Below are 15,936 nucleotides of genomic sequence, written 5' to 3' on the forward strand. Positions count from 1 at the left end.
CTTACTCCGCAGCTTCCAGCATCACGTTTTCCAACGCGATGAACAGCTTTCCGTCCTCGTTGCGGATGGGAATCACCCGCACCTCGCCCTCATCGGCGCCCAGCGCCCTGCCGGTTTCGAGCGAGATCACCCAGTTGTGCAGCGGGCAGGTCACGGCCGTGCCGTGCACGATGCCTTCTGACAGTGGTCCTCCCTTGTGGGGGCAGCGGTTCTCGATTGCATGCACCGTATGCTCATCGGTGCGAAAGACCGCGATCTTCATATGCGGCGTCTTCACGCAACGTGCGCCGAGAAGCGGGATGTCGGAAATATCGCCGATCGGATACCAGTTCATGTCCATCTCCTCTACTCGGCCGCCTGATTGAAGCCGACCGTCGCCATCGGCTTGAACTCGTGCTTGTCCTTGCCGGACACACGTTCCGACCACGGATCGACCTGGGCGAATTTCTGGCTGAAAACGAAGCGGTCGTAATAACCACGGCGCTTCTCTTCGTCCGTCATGATCTGCCGGCGGATTTCTTCGAGCCCGATGCGTTTGGCCCATTTGTAGATGCGTTCTAGATAACGGCCCTGTTCGCGGTACATCTGGGCGAGCGCGACGATATGCTCGAGCGCGTCATCCTCGGTATGCACAAGCCCCAGAACCTCGGTGCCCTTGATGTCGAGACCGGCGGCGCCGGCGAAGTGGATCTCGAAACCGCTGTCGACGCAGATAACGCCGATATCCTTGCAGGTCGCCTCGGCGCAGTTGCGTGGACAGCCGGAAACGGCAAGCTTCAGTTTCGCCGGTGTCCAGGAGCCCCACATGAATTTTTCGAGCCGGATGCCCAGCCCGGTGGAATCCTGCGTGCCGAACCGGCACCAATCGGAGCCGACACAGGTTTTGACTGTGCGCAGGCCCTTGGCATAGGCCTGTCCCGACACGAAGCCGGCCTTGCCCAGATCGGCCCAGACGGCTGGCAAGTCTTCCTTTTCGATGCCGAGCAGGTCGATGCGCTGACCGCCGGTCACCTTCACCATCGGGATCTCGAACTTGTCGACCACGTCGGCAATGGCGCGCAGCTCGGCGGCATTGGTAACGCCGCCCCACATGCGCGGCACGACCGAATAGGTGCCGTCCTTCTGGATATTGGCGTGCACACGCTCGTTGATGAAACGCGACTGGTAATCGTCGGCATATTCATCCGGCCAATCGCAGACGAGATAATAGTTGAGCGCCGGCCGGCATTTGGCGCAGCCGCAGGAAGTCTTCCATTCCAGTTCCTGCATCACTGCCGGGATGGTCTTTAGACCCTTCGCCTTGATAAGGCGGCGTACGTCATCGTGGCCGAGCTCTGTGCAGGGGCACATCGGCTGCACCGCCTTTGGGTTATAGGCGTCACCCAGTGTCAGGCTCATCAACTGCTCGACAAGTCCGGTGCAGGTGCCGCAGGAAGCGGATGCCTTGGTATGGGCGCGAACCTCGTCCAGCGAGGTCAGGCCCTTGGCCGTGATCGTCGAGGTTATCTTGCCCTTGCAGACGCCGTTGCAGCCGCAGATTTCCGCATCATCCGGCAAGGCTGCAACGGCCGCCATAGGGTCCAGTGGGGCGCCCCCCTGGTAGGCCTGGCCAAAGATCAGCGTGTCGCGCATGTCGGAAATGTCGACGGCCTTTTTCTTGAGGTCGTTGAACCATGCGCCATCGCCGGTTTCACCGTAAAGCACGGTGCCGATGATGCGGTTGTCCTTCAGCACGAGGCGCTTGTAGATGCCGGCAGTGGCATCGCGCAGCACGATCTCCTGGCGGTCGTCGGCATCAGCGAAATCACCGAGCGAATAAAGATCGATGCCGGTGACCTTGAGTTTTGTCGGCGTATCGGAATGCACGAAGGCGGGTTTCGCATCTCCGGCCAGATGCGAAGCGGCGATACGCGCCATCTCGTAAAGCGGCGCGACAAGGCCATAGACCATCCCGTCCACCTCGGCGCATTCGCCGACGGAATAGATGTCGCCATCTGACGTCTGCATGCCGGCATCAACGACGATGCCGCGATTGACGGCGAGGCCCGCCTCTTTCGCCAGCCCGATATTCGGACGAATGCCGACCGCCATGACCACCAGCGTCGCCGGAACGATACGGCCGTCGTCCAACTCGACGCCCTCGACCTTTCCGTCGCCGATCACGGCCTTGGTATTGGCCTTGCAGATAACCTTGATGCCGCGGTCTTCCACTGCCCTTTGCAGCAGATAACCGGCTGCGGGATCAAGCTGCCGCTCCATTAGTGTCGGATTGACATGCAACACGGTCACATCCATGCCGCGCTGGGCTAGACCAGCCGCTGCTTCCAGCCCCAGCAAGCCACCACCGATGACCACTGCTTTCTCGCGGGATTGCGCGGCCAGCAGCATGGCCTCGACATCATCGAGATCGCGGTAGCTGATGACGCCTGGAAGATTCTTGCCGGGAACAGGGATAATAAAGGGCGCGGAGCCGGTGGCAATCACCAGCTTGTCGTAGCCTTCGGTGATGCCCTGATCCGAGGTCACGGTTTTGGCGGCGCGATCGATCGCAACAATGCGATGACCCTTGTAGAGCGTGATGCCGTTTTCGATGTACCAGCCATCACCGTGGATGACGATCTGTTCATAGGTCTTTTCGCCCGCAAGCACTGGCGACAACATGATACGGTCGTAATTGACGCGTGGTTCGGCGTTGAAGATGGTAACCTGATAGCGTCCCGGTGCCTGTTCGAACAGGTGCTCCAGCATGCGTCCCGGCGCCATGCCATTGCCGATGATGACGAGTTTCTGAATGTCGGTCTCTGGCATGGGGTTACTCCGCTGCTTCGATGAAGCGGTGACGTTCGTAAAGAAACTTCAGCACGGCCTCGCGGGATTTGAGATAGGTGCGGTCGGAAGCCAGTTCGATGCGATTGCGCGGCCGCACGATCGGCACGTCGAGCACTTCGCCGATATGCGCGGCCGGGCCGTTGGTCATCATCACGATGCGGTCGGACAAAAGCACGGCCTCATCGACGTCATGCGTGATCATTACCATCGTGTTGGCGAGGCGAGCATGGATCTCCATCACCGCGTCCTGCAGATGCGCACGGGTCAGCGCATCGAGCGCGCCAAATGGTTCATCGAGCAGCAGGATCTTGGGTTCCATCGACAGTGCGCGGGCAATGCCGACACGCTGTTTCATGCCGCCGGAAATTTCCGATGGTCTTTTATCCTTGGCATGCGCCATCTGCACGAGGTCAAGATTGGCCATCACCCAGTGGTGGCGCTCAGCCTTGCTCTTGGTCGAACCGAAAACCTTGGCAACAGCAAGGTTGACGTTTTCGTAAACCGTCAACCAGGGCAGCAGCGAATGGTTCTGGAAAACGACGGCGCGTTCCGGTCCCGGCGCGTTGACCTCATGGTTTTCTAGAAGTACCGCACCGGCGGAGACCGGCGTCAGCCCGGCGATCAGGTTCAGCAGCGTTGATTTTCCGCAGCCGGAATGGCCGATGATCGACACGAATTCGCCCTTGGAAATCGTCAGGTTGATGTTCTTCAGAACCTCGGTGCACACCCCGCCGCGGTCGAAATTCTTGTCGATTTGGTCGAGTTTCAGATAGGCTTTCATAAAAGCTTTCCTTAATTCGCAGCTGCGCCACGGGTGATGAACCGGCCAAGCGCTGCGACCAGCTTGTCGAGAGCGAAGCCAACGATGCCGATGTAAATGAGCGCGACGATGATGTCGGAGAGGCGTGAGGAGTTCCACGCATCCCAGATGAAGAAGCCGATGCCGACACCGCCGGTCAGCATTTCGGCGGCGACGATGGCAAGCCATGACAGTCCGACGCCGATGCGAAGGCCCGTGAAGATGTAAGGTGCGGCCGAAGGCAGCATGATCTTGAAGAAGAACTCGAACTGGTTGAGCCGCAGCACCTGCGCAACATTGCGGTAATCCTGCGGAATGTTGCGCACGCCGACAGCGGTGTTGATGATGATCGGCCAGATTGAGGTGATGAAGATCACGAAGATCGCCGACGGGTTAGCGTTCTGGAAGGCGGCAAGCGAAAGCGGCAACCAGGCAAGCGGCGGCACGGTGCGCAACACCTGAAAAATCGGATCAAGCCCGCGCATCGCCCAGACGGACTGGCCGATGATCGCACCGACGATCACACCAGCAATCGCCGCCAGGCCGAAGCCGTAGGCGACGCGCTCCAGCGAGACGAGAACCCGCCAGCCGAGGCCGATATCCTGCGAACCATTGTGGAAGAACGGATCGACGATCAGATCGCGGGCGTCGCTCCAGACCTGAACAGGCGAGGGTAGGGATGCATCGGGCGATGAACAGAGGACCTGCCAGACGCCAAGCATCATTGCCAGCACGACAATGGGCGGCAGAACGCTGCTTGTTACAGCTGCGGCGATGCGTCCGGCATCGAATTTTGCAGCTTGCCTGCCGGAAAACGGCAAGACGTTGGCTTGCGATTTGGCGGCTGGGATCACCGGGGAAAGCTTCTCTTCTTTTGCCAGGGCGGACATTGGCGCGCTCCATAAGACGGGAATAAAAAGCCGGCGCGTCTCCACGCGCCGGAGGTGGGGAAATCAGCTCGCGGCCTTGATGGTCAGGCTATTGAGGTATGCGGACGGGTCTTCCGGATCGAAAACCTTACCGTCGAAGAACGTCTCCTTGCCGCGCGAACTGGTGGCCGGAATATCGGCCGCTGCCACGCCCAGATCCTTTGCCGCCTCGCGCCAAAGGTCTTCGCGGTTGACCTGATCGACAATCGCCTTGATGTCGGTATCGGGAGCAAACGTGCCCCAACGGATATTCTCTGCCATGAACCAGCTGTCGTGGCTTTTGAACGGGTAGGAAGCTTCGTCCTTCCAGAATTTCATTTGAAGTCCGGTCGCCTTCACATCGCGGCCATTGCCGTAGTTGATGTCGCCTTTCAGGCGGCCGAGCACGTCCTTGGCCGGCGCGTTCAACCACTGCCGCTTGCCGAGCAGGTTGGACATCTCCTCCTTGTTGGCCATGTCTTCGCACCATTGCTGCGCTTCCATGACGGCCATCAGAATGGCCTTGGCGGCATTGGGGTTTTTTTCAACCCAGTTGGCGCGCATGCCAAGTGCCTTTTCCGGGTGGCCCTTCCAGAGCTCACCGGTGGTACAGGCCGTAAAGCCGATGCCCTGATTGACGAGTTGCTCGTTCCACGGCTCGCCGACACAGAAGGCGTCCATGTTCCCAACCTTCATGTTGGCAACCATCTGCGGCGGCGGCACGACGATGGTGGAAACGTCGGTGTTGGGATCGATGCCGCCGGCGGCAAGCCAGTAGCGCAGCCACAGGTCATGCGTGCCGCCGGGAAAGGTCATGGCGACCTTCACCTCGTTGCCCGCCGCTTTCTTTTTCGCAAAGGCTTCCTTCAGCTTGGAGGCGTCGAGCTGAACGCCGGTCTCCGCATATTCCTTGGCAACCGAAATGCCCTGACTGTCCAGGTTGAGGCGGGCAATCAGCGCCATCGGTACCGGCTTGCTGTTCTGCGTCACCTTGCCCGTGTGCATGAGATACGGCATCGGTGAAAGAATATGCGCGCCGTCGATGCCATTTGCTGCGCCGCCGAGTACGAGATTGTCGCGTGTCGCGCCCCAGGATGCCTGTTTTCCGACCTCGACATCCGGCATGCCGTGTTTGGCAAACAGGCCTTTTTCAGCGGCAATGATTAACGGTGCCGCATCGGTGAGCGCAATGAAACCCAGCTTGGCGCCCGGAGTTTCGGGACCGGCTGCTGCCGCAAAAGCGCCGGACGGGAATGCTGTCTTGACTGCTGCAATCAGTGCCGCCGTGGCGCTGGTTTTGAGAAGCGTTCGACGACTGAAGCCCGGTGTCGAAATCTTGGTCATGCGCGTTCCCCTTGGTTTTATCGGTTCGTGATCTTGGATTTCGGGCACAAAAAAACGCCGCTCGGAGTTTGCGTCTGCCGGAAGAAAATCCGGACAGCAAAAACCTTGCGACGTCGGTGTCTTTTGCGAGCGCCTATCGCGCGCTCATCTGCAGCGGTCGCCGTTGACCGGTGCGAGATCTAAGAAGCAATCAGCGTGCCATTTTGATTTTTCAGGCAAAGGCGATTGAATTGCTTCAAAAAAATCTATCAGCGGCCATTTCCAACGGAGCGGCTGCTCAATTCTTCTCTGCGCATCTTTTGTGCGATTGCCGAATTCAGGGCAAAGGAATTAGACATAACATATGGAGTTCAGGATAAGCTGTCGTCGCTTTGCGGCTTCTCGAGAGCAGGTGACTGCGCTCCGCGAACCGGGAAGCTTTCTACATAGGTCCGGATATTATCAGGATCGAAAACCACACCGTCCATGAAGCGATTGTCCAAAGACCGCCCCTCGACAGTTATGTCGTCTCCTGCAGGCCCGGTGCCCAGCGCCGCGCGATAAAGATCCGGGCGGTAGGCACTTGCGGCGGCCTGCAGATTTTCGCTGCTGAAGCTCGTCTGGTTCCAGCGCAGCATCTGGCTATAGATCCAGAGCGCGTGTCCAGGTTTCGGATAGTTGGCAAAGTCGCGATGGAACTGGAAGTAATCGGGGATCACGCGCCTGTTGCCCTTGTTGTCGAGACTGAATTCTCCTGCAAGCACATGGCGGATGATCGATACGGGAGCGGCGATATAGCGTGGGTCTGCCAGGGCCTCAGCAAGTGCGTCATGGTTTTCCGGACGATCGCACCAGCGCGCCGCGGCATCGAGCGCAACAATCAGGCGTGAGACCGTATCTGCGTGTTCCTGCGCCCATTCGGGTCGCATGGCGATGACCTTTTCCGGCGCGGACGGCCAGATATCCTGCTTGGCTGCGACGATGCGGCCGACGCCACGTTCAGACGCGACCATGTTCCACGGCGCTCCAACGCAAAAACCATCTATGGCGCCGGCTTCCAGCGCGTCAGATGTCAGCGGTGGCGGGACGACGACGAGACGCACATCGTGGTCGGGATCTATGCCGCCTGCGGCAAGCCAGTAGCGGAATTCGTAATTATGGGATGAGAACGGGTAGGTCATCCCGAAGGTCGGGAGCTGCTCTCCTCGTTCCTTCATCCATTGCAGTGTTTTTGCCAGGGCATTGGCATTGTCGAGCGCGTTGGCATTCTCCGCGATGCCGCTGATCTGACGCATACGATCGAACAGTCGCGTGGAAAGCGTGATGGCGTTTCCGCCACGCCCCAGAGAGAAAGGCGTTATCGTCGGCGATGGATTGGAACCGAGACTGAGCATGGAAGCGACCGGCATCGGCGACAGCATATGGGCAATATCGAATTGGCGAAAGGCGAGCCGATCGCGCACATTGGCCCAGGATACATCCTTGACCAGATCGATCGCCAATCCCTCCTTCGCTGCGAAACCGAATTCTGCAGCTGCGATCAGAACGGACGCGTCAACGAGCGGAATGAAGCCTGCGCGCAGCGTCTTCGGCCCTTCGCCTGTCACACGGCTGGGGGCGGCTAACTTGTTTTCGGTTTGGCCGGTCGTCATCATGTTCACTCCGGTTTCCTCCGGATCCTGCTCCGGATTAAACCCCTCACATCAACAGCCCTGCTGCCGTCACGACGCTTTGGGCGATTTCGGATATCTTCTTCTTTTCATTCATGGCGGTCTGGCGCAGCAGGGCGAAGGCGTCTTCTTCCGAAAGTCCGCGCATTTTCATGAGAATGCCTTTGGCGCGCTCGATGACCTTGCGCTCTTCCAGTGCGGATTTCGCTTCCGCCAGTTCCCGTCGCAGCCGGCTGAAGGCGTTAAAGCGGCTGACCGCCATGTCGAGAATGGATTTGACGCGCTCCTTCTTGAGGCCGTCGACGACATAAGCGGAGACGCCGGCCTCCATGGCCGACTCGATCAAGGCGGTGTCGGAGCGATCCACGAACATTGCGATCGGGCGACTGACGGTACGGGTCAGCTGGAAGAGATGTTCCATCATATCCCGGTTCGGATTTTCGATGTCGATGATGATGACGTCAGGCTGTTGCGTCTCGATAATGCGTGCAACGCCATTGACCTCATGAATGACCGTGACATTGCGGTGACCGGCGTCGTTCAGGCCTTCCTCGATGATCGAGGCGCGGATGGCGTTTTCATCTATAACGAGAATTGTAAGATCAGATTTTGCCATCGCCGTCTTTTACAACATTGCGCCGTTCAGATACGCGGCAAAGCATGCAGTAGCGATCAAGGTTGACCAAGCATAGGAAAGACGCTGGTGCAGCAAAAATGCGATTATCATTCCACAAAAAGTGATTGTTCCGCCTAATAGTATACTGCGATCAGCAAACGCGAACCCAAGAGAGCCCAGAAAAATACTTGTCGCGATTGTCGACTGCACCGCATACGTTGGACGCATGCTCGGTTCGCCTGAAAAGATCAGGACGAAGCCTGACCAACTGAAGCCGATGGCAGTGCAGATAAATAGTAGGTGCGGCTGCAATTTCGTCCCCTCTTTTATCTCAGAGAAGACGCAATAGGTGTGCCAAACCGTTCTAGTGCTAGTTCTCCACGTGAATGGCCAGTCTGCACCAGCCTAGCGCTAAGCGCTTGCTCGTTCTATAGGCATTTAAACGCGGGTCGCTGGTTCAACTGTCATCAAGGCGAGCAGCGGCGGCGCTACGAAAGGCCCCTCGATCTGCCTGAAGCGATGACTTTTCGATTTGGCGAGGCGTTGCGTCGACCAACTTGCGCTGGCAACCTAACCGTCTATGGCTTAGGGATTACCCATGCCAGAACAGGACGACCATATCCACCCGGACGCAGCAGTCGCTCCCGGCTATCTAGCCAACCACGCTGCCCGCGTGTTCAACCGATTGGTGGATGCGGCCCTTCGACCGTACGGGCTTTCGCTGTCTCTGATCGGTCCGATCATGCTTTTGTCTTGGAAGGGACCAATGCTCCAGCGCGACCTCGTGCGTTCCTCGGCCATTAAACAGCCAGCAATGGTGGCGCTCCTCGACAAACTGGAAGCAATAACTCGGTATTGTCACGCTAACTGGGCTGCAGTTGCCTGCCTGACGGGTTGGGCGTAAATTTTGGCAATGCAGACAACAGATATCCGCTTCAAGCGTCACCGTTTTCCGCCACAGATCGTTGCTCATGCGGTCTGGCTTTATCTGGGGTTCAACCTTAGTCTGCGTGAAGTTGAGGAAATGCTGCTCGAGCGTGGCATCGACGTGTCATACGAGACAGTTCGCCGCTGGATCGCCAAGTTCGGACCCCAGATCGCACGCAACTTGCGGCGGCGGCAGGCGCGCCCCGGCGATATTTGGTATCTGGACGAAGTCGTCGTCAAATGCGCTGGAGAGAAATTCTGGCTCTGGCGCGCGGTGGATCAACATGGCACCGTTCTCGAAGAGATATTGCAGAAGCGGCGTGATAAAGGGGCGGCAAAGCGACTGCTCGTGGCGTTAATGAAGCGCTATGGCTTTGCTCCAAAACGGATCATCACCGATAAGCTCCGCTCCTACGGTGCAGCAAAGGCCGAAGTGGCACCCGGCCTTGACCATTGGTCGCACAAGGGCCTCAATAATCGGGCCGAGAACAGCCATCTGCCGTTTCGAAAACGGGAACGAACCATGCAAGGCCACCGATCACCAGGCATGTTGCAACGGTTCGTCTCCATGCACTCAGCGACTCGCAATTGCTTTTCAGTTCCGTCCCGCCGCCGCGCCGCGCAAACAATTCGCTACCATCGGCTCGAAGCTTTCAATGCATGGAAAATTGCGGCCTGTGTCGCCTGAATATATACGAGCCGCTGACCTTTCCACCCAGAGAAACTTAACGTGACAACACCGGTCCCCTGAAAAATATGATCAGGGGAGTCGTCTTTGAGTTCGGGACGCATTCAGGAACTTGATGAGGCGCTGAGATGACGAAGGGCAGACAAACCGGATTTTGGCTAAATGCCATACCTTTCCAACGACGTTTCAACGCGCACCGCGCTGCCGGTTTGGTGCGCCGTTGTAATGCCGCTTATAGCAGCAGCGATAGGTAAATGCCGATGCACCTATATTGGAAGGCTGCGGGAACAGCCAGTTTTCAGAGCTTCACAAACTGCTACATGCGCGAGATCGATGGCGGCAAAATGATCAGCCACGCGGACTTCACCACTGGCCGGTGTGAGGCGCTGAAGCTTCTTCCCCTCGATATCCACCCAATAAAGGGCGTGCTCCGCCACATCCCAGAGGGGCACTTCTCCCAGGATATTGGCGCAGTCGACAACGCATTCGAGGGAGGGCTTCAGCGCACTCATCTCATTCATGCAGCCCGGCCACGGCCGGCGGCCGTGGTTCGCAGATTGTCGAGAAGAACGGCGAGAAGCAGGATCAGGCCGCGGACGACATATTGGTAGAAGGCCTGGATATTAAGGAGATTCATAACATTTTCGGCAATACCCATGATCAGCACGCCGACGATCACGCCGGTCATCGCGGCCCGTCCGCCGGCAAGTGAAACGCCACCGAGCACACAGGCAGAAATGACGGAAAGCTCAAGGCCGGTCGCGGCATTTGGCTGGCCGGAGGTGATGCGCGAAGCGAGAAGAATGCCGGCAATCGCGCAGACCAGCCCTTGCAGCGCAAAGATCCAGATGCGCATGCGCACGACATTGACACCGGCCAGGCGCGAGGCTTCGGGGTTGCCGCCGATTGCCAGAGTATTCTTGCCGAAGACGGTCCGGTTGAGAATGAACCCGAAAACGAGGAACAGCAGGATCATGATCCAAATCGGCGTCGGGATGGTGAAGATCCGCGACAAGGCCAGCTGGTAGAATGCCGGATCATTTATGCCAACGGCACGGCCATCCGACGCGATCAAGGCAAGGCCGCGTACGATCTGCATGGTGGCGAGCGTCGTGATCAGCGCATTGATGCGAAATTTCGCGATGACGACACCGTTGACCAGCCCGACCACGCTGCCGGCGAGAAGTGCCGCGAGTAGGCCGAGGACGATCGAGCCGGAGGCATTGGAGACCATGACAGCGATCATGCCGGAAAACGCAACGGTCGAGCCGACCGAAAGGTCGAAGTCGCGCGATGCGAGGCAGAACATCATCGTACAGGCGACGATGCCGATCGTAACCACCGACTGCAGCAGGCCAAGCATGTTGCGCTCTGTCAGGAAGTTGGGAACGAAGATCGAGACAATCACGAAGGCGACGGCAAAGATCACCACCAGGCCCTGGTCGCCGAGAAGCAGCTTTTTCAACGAATTCATTGACGTAGTTTCCTGAAATTAGATCGTGCCGGCGGCATTCTTGTCGGGGAGGGCGGCGGTCAAGATACGCCGCTCGTCGAAATCTTCGCGTCCGATGTCCGCTGCTACGCGTCCCTGGCACATGACGATAATCCGGTCTGAAATCCCCATCACTTCCGGCAGCTCGCTGGAGATGACGATGATCGCCATACCGCTGGCAGCCAGTTCATAGAGGATTTCGTAGATTTCGGATTTTGCGCCGACATCGATGCCGCGTGTGGGTTCGTCGATGACGAGGACCTTGACGCCTTGCTCGGAGAGCCAGCGCCCGAGGATGACCTTTTGCTGGTTGCCGCCTGACAGATTGATGATGTCCTGTTTGCGCGAGGGCGTGCGTACTCTCAGCTTGGCGATGAACCGGTCGGCGACTTCAGCCTCTTTCTTCAAGCTCAGAATGCCGAAGGGCGAAAAATGCCGGCGGGAGGAAACCGCGATATTCTCTTCGATCGAGCGTCCCTGGATGATGCCCTCGAACTTGCGGTCTTCCGGGCAGAGGACCATGCCCGCGTTGATCGACGCCTTCGGATTACCGGGAGCAACTGCCACACCGTCGATATTGACGATTCCTCTATGGCGGTTGTCGGCTCCATAAAGAAGCCGGGCCATTTCGCTTCGGCCTGCGCCGATCAGCCCGAAGAAGCCCAGTATTTCGCCTTGCCGGACCGAAAAGCTGATCGGTGTCGCCAGTTTGGGACCAGAGAGGTTGGCGACATCGAGCCGCGGCGCGCCGAGCGGACGTTCGCGCCATCCCCATATGTTGCTGATCTCACGACCGACCATTTCAGCGATAATCTGATCGCGACTGGTCTCGGCAATCCGTGGATGGTGAGCGACAGCCTTGCCGTCGCGCAGCACGGTAAGGCTGTCGCAAAGCCGGAAAATCTCTTCCAAGCGGTGCGAGACGTAAAGAATGATCGTGCCCTTGGCCTTGAGCTTTTCGATCAGGGCAAACAGGACTTCGCTTTCGCGCGAGGACAGCGAAGAGGTCGGTTCGTCAAGTGCAATGACCCGCGCCTCGAGCATCACGGCCTTCGCGATTTCGATCATCTGGCGGGCGCCGATCGACAGAGATGAGACCTTGGCGCCGGGATCGACATCGATGCCGATGTCTTCCAGCCTGTCTTTGACCGTGCGCATGAGTGTGCGAGTGTCGATCACGCCGGCCTTGCCGGGGAACCGGCCCAACCAGAGATTCTCCGCCACCGTCAGCTCGGGAACCAGCTGAAGCTCCTGGTGAATAACGATGACGCCGGCCCGGAATGCGTCGCGGACCGAACCAAAGGCCTGGATCTGGCCGTCTATGCTGATGCTTCCGGTATCGGCGTGCTGGTCACCGGAAAGAATACGGATGAGCGTGGATTTACCGGCGCCGTTTTCGCCCATCAAGCCATGAACCGCGCCTTTTTCCACCTCAAAGGATATGCCCGACAGCGCCTGAACGCCTGGATAACCCTTCGAGATGCTGTCGAATTTGAGAAAAGTCATCACCGCCCCATCTGCCGGACCTCATCCGCTGAATAACCATGCCGACGCACAGACGGCGCCGGCATGGTCAGTACTTGGGAGGCAACTATTCGATGCCGAGATCCTTGCGGACCGTTTCATAATCTCCGCGCAAGGCCAGCGAACCGGAGGTCAGCGTCAGCGTCGGCGGTTCCTTGTCGTTGGCGATCCATTCGTACATGTTGATCGCGGTCTCATAGCCGTGACGTTTCGGGGAGATGATGACGGTTCCGAAGAAACCGGTCACGGCCGGCTTCTTGAACTCGTTGATGGCCGATTCTGCGCCGCCGATGCCAATGCCGATCACGTTGTCCGGCGTGATTCCGACGGATTCTGACGCACGCACCGCGCCGAGCACGGCCTCATCGTTCAGGCCGAAAGCGATCCAGTGCTTAACGTTGGCATGTTTGTTGAGAACGGTGGTTGCCGCATTCAGTGCTGCTTCGGTGTCGGTCTTGGCCTGCGGCGCGTCATAGATGTTTGCTGCAGGGAAACCTGCCGCCTTCAGCGCCGAGATTGCGCCTTCGACGCGGTCGACAGCTGTCGGTAGCTGGTCGTAGGACAAGCGGATCGCGCCGACCTCACTCATGTCCCAACCGCGCGCCTTGATCTCGGCTGCCAGAGCCTGTCCAACCGTCTCTCCGATCTTGGTGGCGGAGATGCCCATATGGACCACGTCTTCCAGCGGCTTGTCGTCAGCTCCGACAAGACGATCGTCGACCGTCATGAGCTTGAGGTCGTTCGCTATCGCCTTGGCGACGATGCCGGGACCGAGCTTCACGTCGGGAACGCAGACGATAAAGCCCTGCGCGCCCTGCGCGCCGAGGTTGTCGATCGCGGATTGAACCTTCTCACCGTCTTCGGCGCCGATCTTGACGAGCGTGAAGCCCTTCTCCTTGGCAGCCTGCTCGGCAAACTTCCACTCATCCTGGAACCACGGCTCTTCCGCCTGCTTGACTACAAAGCCGATCTTGACGTCTGCTGCCCAACCGGAGCCTGCGCTAAGGATCAGCGCGCCGACCATTAAAACTGCCTTCAATGAACGCATGGAAAATCTCTCCCTCTTTGCCCGCGTGCCTCCGCGCGGTGCCCTCAACTATCCATCAAATATCATACGCGTCAATATATATGTATGATTTTTAATCCGCTGTTTGTCACTTTTCAACGTGCTCCGCGACCTTGCGGGCGCGGCGCAGTGCGTCGGTCATCTCGCTTCGCGCCACCCCGATCAACTGTTCCATGGCGTGACGGGCAGCGTCTGGCCGGCGCATGCGAATGGCTTCCAGCACATCCTGATGGGTCAGGATCGCCTGTTCGTGGCTCTGGCTCGCGCGGTTGGTGAGCCGGAAACTGGCGAGCAAGGCTGCACGGATGGCGCTGGCAAATTGCCGATAGACCCAGTTGCCGCTGGCATTGATGATCGCCGTGTGGAATTCCAGATCAGCGCGGCTCCAATCCTCGGTATCGCGGGAATTGGCTTCCACCATATCCTCGAAAGCCTTGGAAATCTGATAGAGTTGGCGAGCGTTGGCGTTGGCGGCGGCCTGCGCGGCTGCAGCCGGCTCCAGCAGCTGACGGGCGTCTATCAGCGAGGAGTAGAAGGCATCGTCACCGCCAACAGCCAGCATGACGTCGAGCACGATTGGATCGAGATAGTTCCAGTTCTCGCGCGGCAAGACGTTCGTTCCGGCGCGTGTCCGCGATCGCACCATGCCGAGCGCGGACAGATATTGCATCGCTTCACGCAGGCTGGTCCGGCTGACGCCGAATTTTTCGGTCAGCTCGGCTTCGTTCGGCAAAGTCGAGTTTTCAGCAAATTCACCCGAGACGATCATCGTCACCAGACAGTGAAGCAATGTTTCCCTGACTGTCCTCTTTCCGCGCTGGGCTATGGGCGCCCCATGTTCGGTAAGGACTTTTGCCGTCGACCCCTTGTTCATCTCTCGTCCCTCGCGTCGCGTTTTATGGAACCCAAGTCTTGGGTCTTAGTCCTGAAGTGACGGTAGTATGAATCATCCTTCGGGCTCAATCAAATTCCAAAATAAATCGTATTTAAGTTGACATTCATCAGCTGAATATTAGTTTGGTCTCTGTCGAGCGGTGGAGCGCGCGACGAGGGTCATAACCGACAGTTGAGGGAGGATCAGATGAATTTCACGAAACGTGCTGCGATGTTTGCCGTCACCGTGGCAATGGCAACGTCGCCGGCGCTCGCGCAGGAAGATCTGAAGGTCGGCGCCATCTACATGGACGCCCAAGGCTTTTATGCCGGCGTGCGCAAAGGTATCCAGACCGCCGCACAAGCTGCCGGTCGCAAGCTCGACATCGTCGAAACCAATGCCCAGGGCGATGTAAGCAAGGAATCGACATTCATCGATTCGCTCATCTCTGCCGGTGTGCAGGCGATCGTCGTCTCACCGGTTTCGGCCGACGGGTCGTACCGCGCCATCCGCCGTGCCCATGACGCCGGCATTCCGGTTGTCTGCTACAATACATGCCTGAACGATGCCGACATGAAGGAATATATCTCCGCCTATGCAGTCGGAGACCCCTTCGAGTTCGGTAGCAAGCTCGGCGATGCGGCGGCCGAATATTTTATCGCCCAGAAAAAGGACGCCCCGAAGATCGCCGTTCTGAACTGCGAATTCGTCGAGGTCTGCGTCACACGCCGCAAGGGCTTCGAACAGGCCCTGATGACCAAGGTGCCGGGCGCCAAGATCGTCGCCAACCAGGAAGGCGCGGTGCTCGATAAGGCCGTCTCCGTCGCCAGTACGATGCTGTCTTCCAATCCCGATATCGATGCCTTTTTCGGCGAGGCGGGTGGTGCGACGCTCGGTGCTGCGCGCGCCGTTCGAAGCCAGGGTAAGGCCGGTCAGGTTGTCGTCTTCGGCGGCGACATGACTACCGAGATCGCTCAGGAACTGTCCGACAACTCCGTCATCAAGGCGGTTGTCGATATTTCCGGCCAGGGGCTTGGCAAGCTTGCTCTCGAGCAGGCGATCAAGTCGATCGACGGCACCCCGCCGGAAGGCATCAAGGTTGCCTATGACATCGATGTCTATAAGTCGTCCGACGACGGCAAGGCATGGCTCAAGGCGCACGCTGACGGAATTCCGTGAGCCTAAAAGTGTTGCCTGTCCTTCGTCGACGTGATCGGGAG

15 protein-coding genes are annotated in these 15,936 nt (G+C 58.4%); 3 read left to right on the forward strand and 12 right to left on the reverse strand.

The genetic code is table 11. From position 1 onward, the window contains the following. Position 1: 1 nt before the first annotated feature. From nirD to AAIH70_RS24260, 7 genes are all read right to left on the reverse strand, one after another. The gene (gene nirD, locus AAIH70_RS24230; protein WP_430035968.1) at positions 2-340 is read right to left on the reverse strand and encodes a nitrite reductase small subunit NirD; all 339 of its coding nucleotides are present in this window, start codon (positions 338-340) and stop codon (positions 2-4) included. A 5-nt stretch (positions 341-345) separates the two neighbouring features. Next, positions 346-2,808, reverse strand: a complete 2,463-nt coding sequence (gene nirB / locus AAIH70_RS24235) for a nitrite reductase large subunit NirB (protein ID WP_430035970.1) — start codon at positions 2,806-2,808, stop codon at positions 346-348. Between the two features lie 4 nt (positions 2,809-2,812). Beyond that, positions 2,813-3,610: an ABC transporter ATP-binding protein gene (locus AAIH70_RS24240; RefSeq protein WP_430035971.1), complete on the reverse strand. Its 798-nt coding sequence runs from the start codon at positions 3,608-3,610 to the stop codon at positions 2,813-2,815. A gap of 11 nt (positions 3,611-3,621) precedes the next feature. Beyond that, complete coding sequence (ntrB, locus tag AAIH70_RS24245) at positions 3,622-4,518, reverse strand: nitrate ABC transporter permease (protein ID WP_430035973.1); 897 nt, start codon at positions 4,516-4,518, stop codon at positions 3,622-3,624. A gap of 63 nt (positions 4,519-4,581) precedes the next feature. Next, complete coding sequence (locus tag AAIH70_RS24250) at positions 4,582-5,880, reverse strand: CmpA/NrtA family ABC transporter substrate-binding protein (RefSeq protein ID WP_430035975.1); 1,299 nt, start codon at positions 5,878-5,880, stop codon at positions 4,582-4,584. 350 nt (positions 5,881-6,230) lie between these two features. Then, positions 6,231-7,520, reverse strand: a complete 1,290-nt coding sequence (locus tag AAIH70_RS24255) for a CmpA/NrtA family ABC transporter substrate-binding protein (protein WP_430035977.1) — start codon at positions 7,518-7,520, stop codon at positions 6,231-6,233. A gap of 37 nt (positions 7,521-7,557) precedes the next feature. After that, on the reverse strand, positions 7,558-8,145 hold the full coding sequence (locus AAIH70_RS24260) for an ANTAR domain-containing response regulator (protein ID WP_153352742.1): 588 nt from the start codon (positions 8,143-8,145) through the stop codon (positions 7,558-7,560). A 598-nt stretch (positions 8,146-8,743) separates the two neighbouring features. On the opposite strand from AAIH70_RS24260, the gene AAIH70_RS24265 reads away from it, so the two are divergent. Both AAIH70_RS24265 and AAIH70_RS24270 read left to right on the forward strand, forming a co-directional pair. Further along, complete coding sequence (locus AAIH70_RS24265) at positions 8,744-9,049, forward strand: hypothetical protein (protein WP_430035979.1); 306 nt, start codon at positions 8,744-8,746, stop codon at positions 9,047-9,049. A gap of 9 nt (positions 9,050-9,058) precedes the next feature. Beyond that, entirely contained in the window at positions 9,059-9,760 is a 702-nt protein-coding gene (locus AAIH70_RS24270) for an IS6 family transposase (protein WP_430035981.1), read from the forward strand. Between the two features lie 266 nt (positions 9,761-10,026). Here AAIH70_RS24270 and AAIH70_RS24275 read toward each other — a convergent pair whose 3' ends face one another. From AAIH70_RS24275 to AAIH70_RS24295, 5 genes are all read right to left on the reverse strand, one after another. Next, positions 10,027-10,281 carry an SMP-30/gluconolactonase/LRE family protein gene (locus AAIH70_RS24275; RefSeq protein WP_430035982.1) on the reverse strand — a complete coding sequence of 85 codons (255 nt, stop codon included), beginning with the start codon at positions 10,279-10,281 and terminating at the stop codon, positions 10,027-10,029. Beyond that, positions 10,278-11,234, reverse strand: coding sequence for an L-arabinose ABC transporter permease AraH (gene araH / locus AAIH70_RS24280; protein WP_430035984.1), 957 nt, complete (start codon positions 11,232-11,234; stop codon positions 10,278-10,280). The genes AAIH70_RS24275 and araH overlap by 4 nt, the downstream gene beginning before the upstream one ends. A gap of 18 nt (positions 11,235-11,252) precedes the next feature. Next, the gene (gene araG / locus AAIH70_RS24285) at positions 11,253-12,758 is read right to left on the reverse strand and encodes an L-arabinose ABC transporter ATP-binding protein AraG (RefSeq protein WP_324185320.1); all 1,506 of its coding nucleotides are present in this window, start codon (positions 12,756-12,758) and stop codon (positions 11,253-11,255) included. Between the two features lie 85 nt (positions 12,759-12,843). Next, positions 12,844-13,824: an arabinose ABC transporter substrate-binding protein gene (locus tag AAIH70_RS24290; protein ID WP_430035986.1), complete on the reverse strand. Its 981-nt coding sequence runs from the start codon at positions 13,822-13,824 to the stop codon at positions 12,844-12,846. A 106-nt stretch (positions 13,825-13,930) separates the two neighbouring features. Next, positions 13,931-14,716, reverse strand: coding sequence for a FadR/GntR family transcriptional regulator (locus tag AAIH70_RS24295; protein ID WP_324185318.1), 786 nt, complete (start codon positions 14,714-14,716; stop codon positions 13,931-13,933). Positions 14,717-14,923: 207 nt separating this feature from the next. On the opposite strand from AAIH70_RS24295, the gene AAIH70_RS24300 reads away from it, so the two are divergent. Continuing rightward, on the forward strand, positions 14,924-15,895 hold the full coding sequence (locus AAIH70_RS24300; protein WP_430035988.1) for a substrate-binding domain-containing protein: 972 nt from the start codon (positions 14,924-14,926) through the stop codon (positions 15,893-15,895). Positions 15,896-15,936: the final 41 nt, after the last annotated feature.

Source organism: Neorhizobium sp. BT27B (genome assembly GCF_050455485.1).
Classification (GTDB): Bacteria; Pseudomonadota; Alphaproteobacteria; order Rhizobiales; family Rhizobiaceae; genus Neorhizobium.

Bases quoted from the DNA above. Each gene is read 5' to 3' on its own strand.
- araG (WP_324185320.1), bottom strand. From the start codon at position 12,758: ATGACTTTTCTCAAATTCGACAGCATCTCGAAGGGTTATCCAGGCGTT.
- AAIH70_RS24275 (WP_430035982.1), bottom strand. From the start codon at position 10,281: ATGAATGAGATGAGTGCGCTGAAGCCCTCCCTCGAATGCGTTGTCGAC.
- AAIH70_RS24270 (WP_430035981.1), top strand. From the start codon at position 9,059: ATGCAGACAACAGATATCCGCTTCAAGCGTCACCGTTTTCCGCCACAG.
- AAIH70_RS24300 (WP_430035988.1), top strand. From the start codon at position 14,924: ATGAATTTCACGAAACGTGCTGCGATGTTTGCCGTCACCGTGGCAATG.
- AAIH70_RS24290 (WP_430035986.1), bottom strand. From the start codon at position 13,824: ATGCGTTCATTGAAGGCAGTTTTAATGGTCGGCGCGCTGATCCTTAGC.
- AAIH70_RS24250 (WP_430035975.1), bottom strand. From the start codon at position 5,880: ATGACCAAGATTTCGACACCGGGCTTCAGTCGTCGAACGCTTCTCAAA.
- AAIH70_RS24240 (WP_430035971.1), bottom strand. From the start codon at position 3,610: ATGAAAGCCTATCTGAAACTCGACCAAATCGACAAGAATTTCGACCGC.
- nirB (WP_430035970.1), bottom strand. From the start codon at position 2,808: ATGCCAGAGACCGACATTCAGAAACTCGTCATCATCGGCAATGGCATG.
- AAIH70_RS24295 (WP_324185318.1), bottom strand. From the start codon at position 14,716: ATGAACAAGGGGTCGACGGCAAAAGTCCTTACCGAACATGGGGCGCCC.
- nirD (WP_430035968.1), bottom strand. From the start codon at position 340: ATGGACATGAACTGGTATCCGATCGGCGATATTTCCGACATCCCGCTT.
- AAIH70_RS24265 (WP_430035979.1), top strand. From the start codon at position 8,744: ATGCCAGAACAGGACGACCATATCCACCCGGACGCAGCAGTCGCTCCC.
- araH (WP_430035984.1), bottom strand. From the start codon at position 11,234: ATGAATTCGTTGAAAAAGCTGCTTCTCGGCGACCAGGGCCTGGTGGTG.
- AAIH70_RS24260 (WP_153352742.1), bottom strand. From the start codon at position 8,145: ATGGCAAAATCTGATCTTACAATTCTCGTTATAGATGAAAACGCCATC.
- ntrB (WP_430035973.1), bottom strand. From the start codon at position 4,518: ATGTCCGCCCTGGCAAAAGAAGAGAAGCTTTCCCCGGTGATCCCAGCC.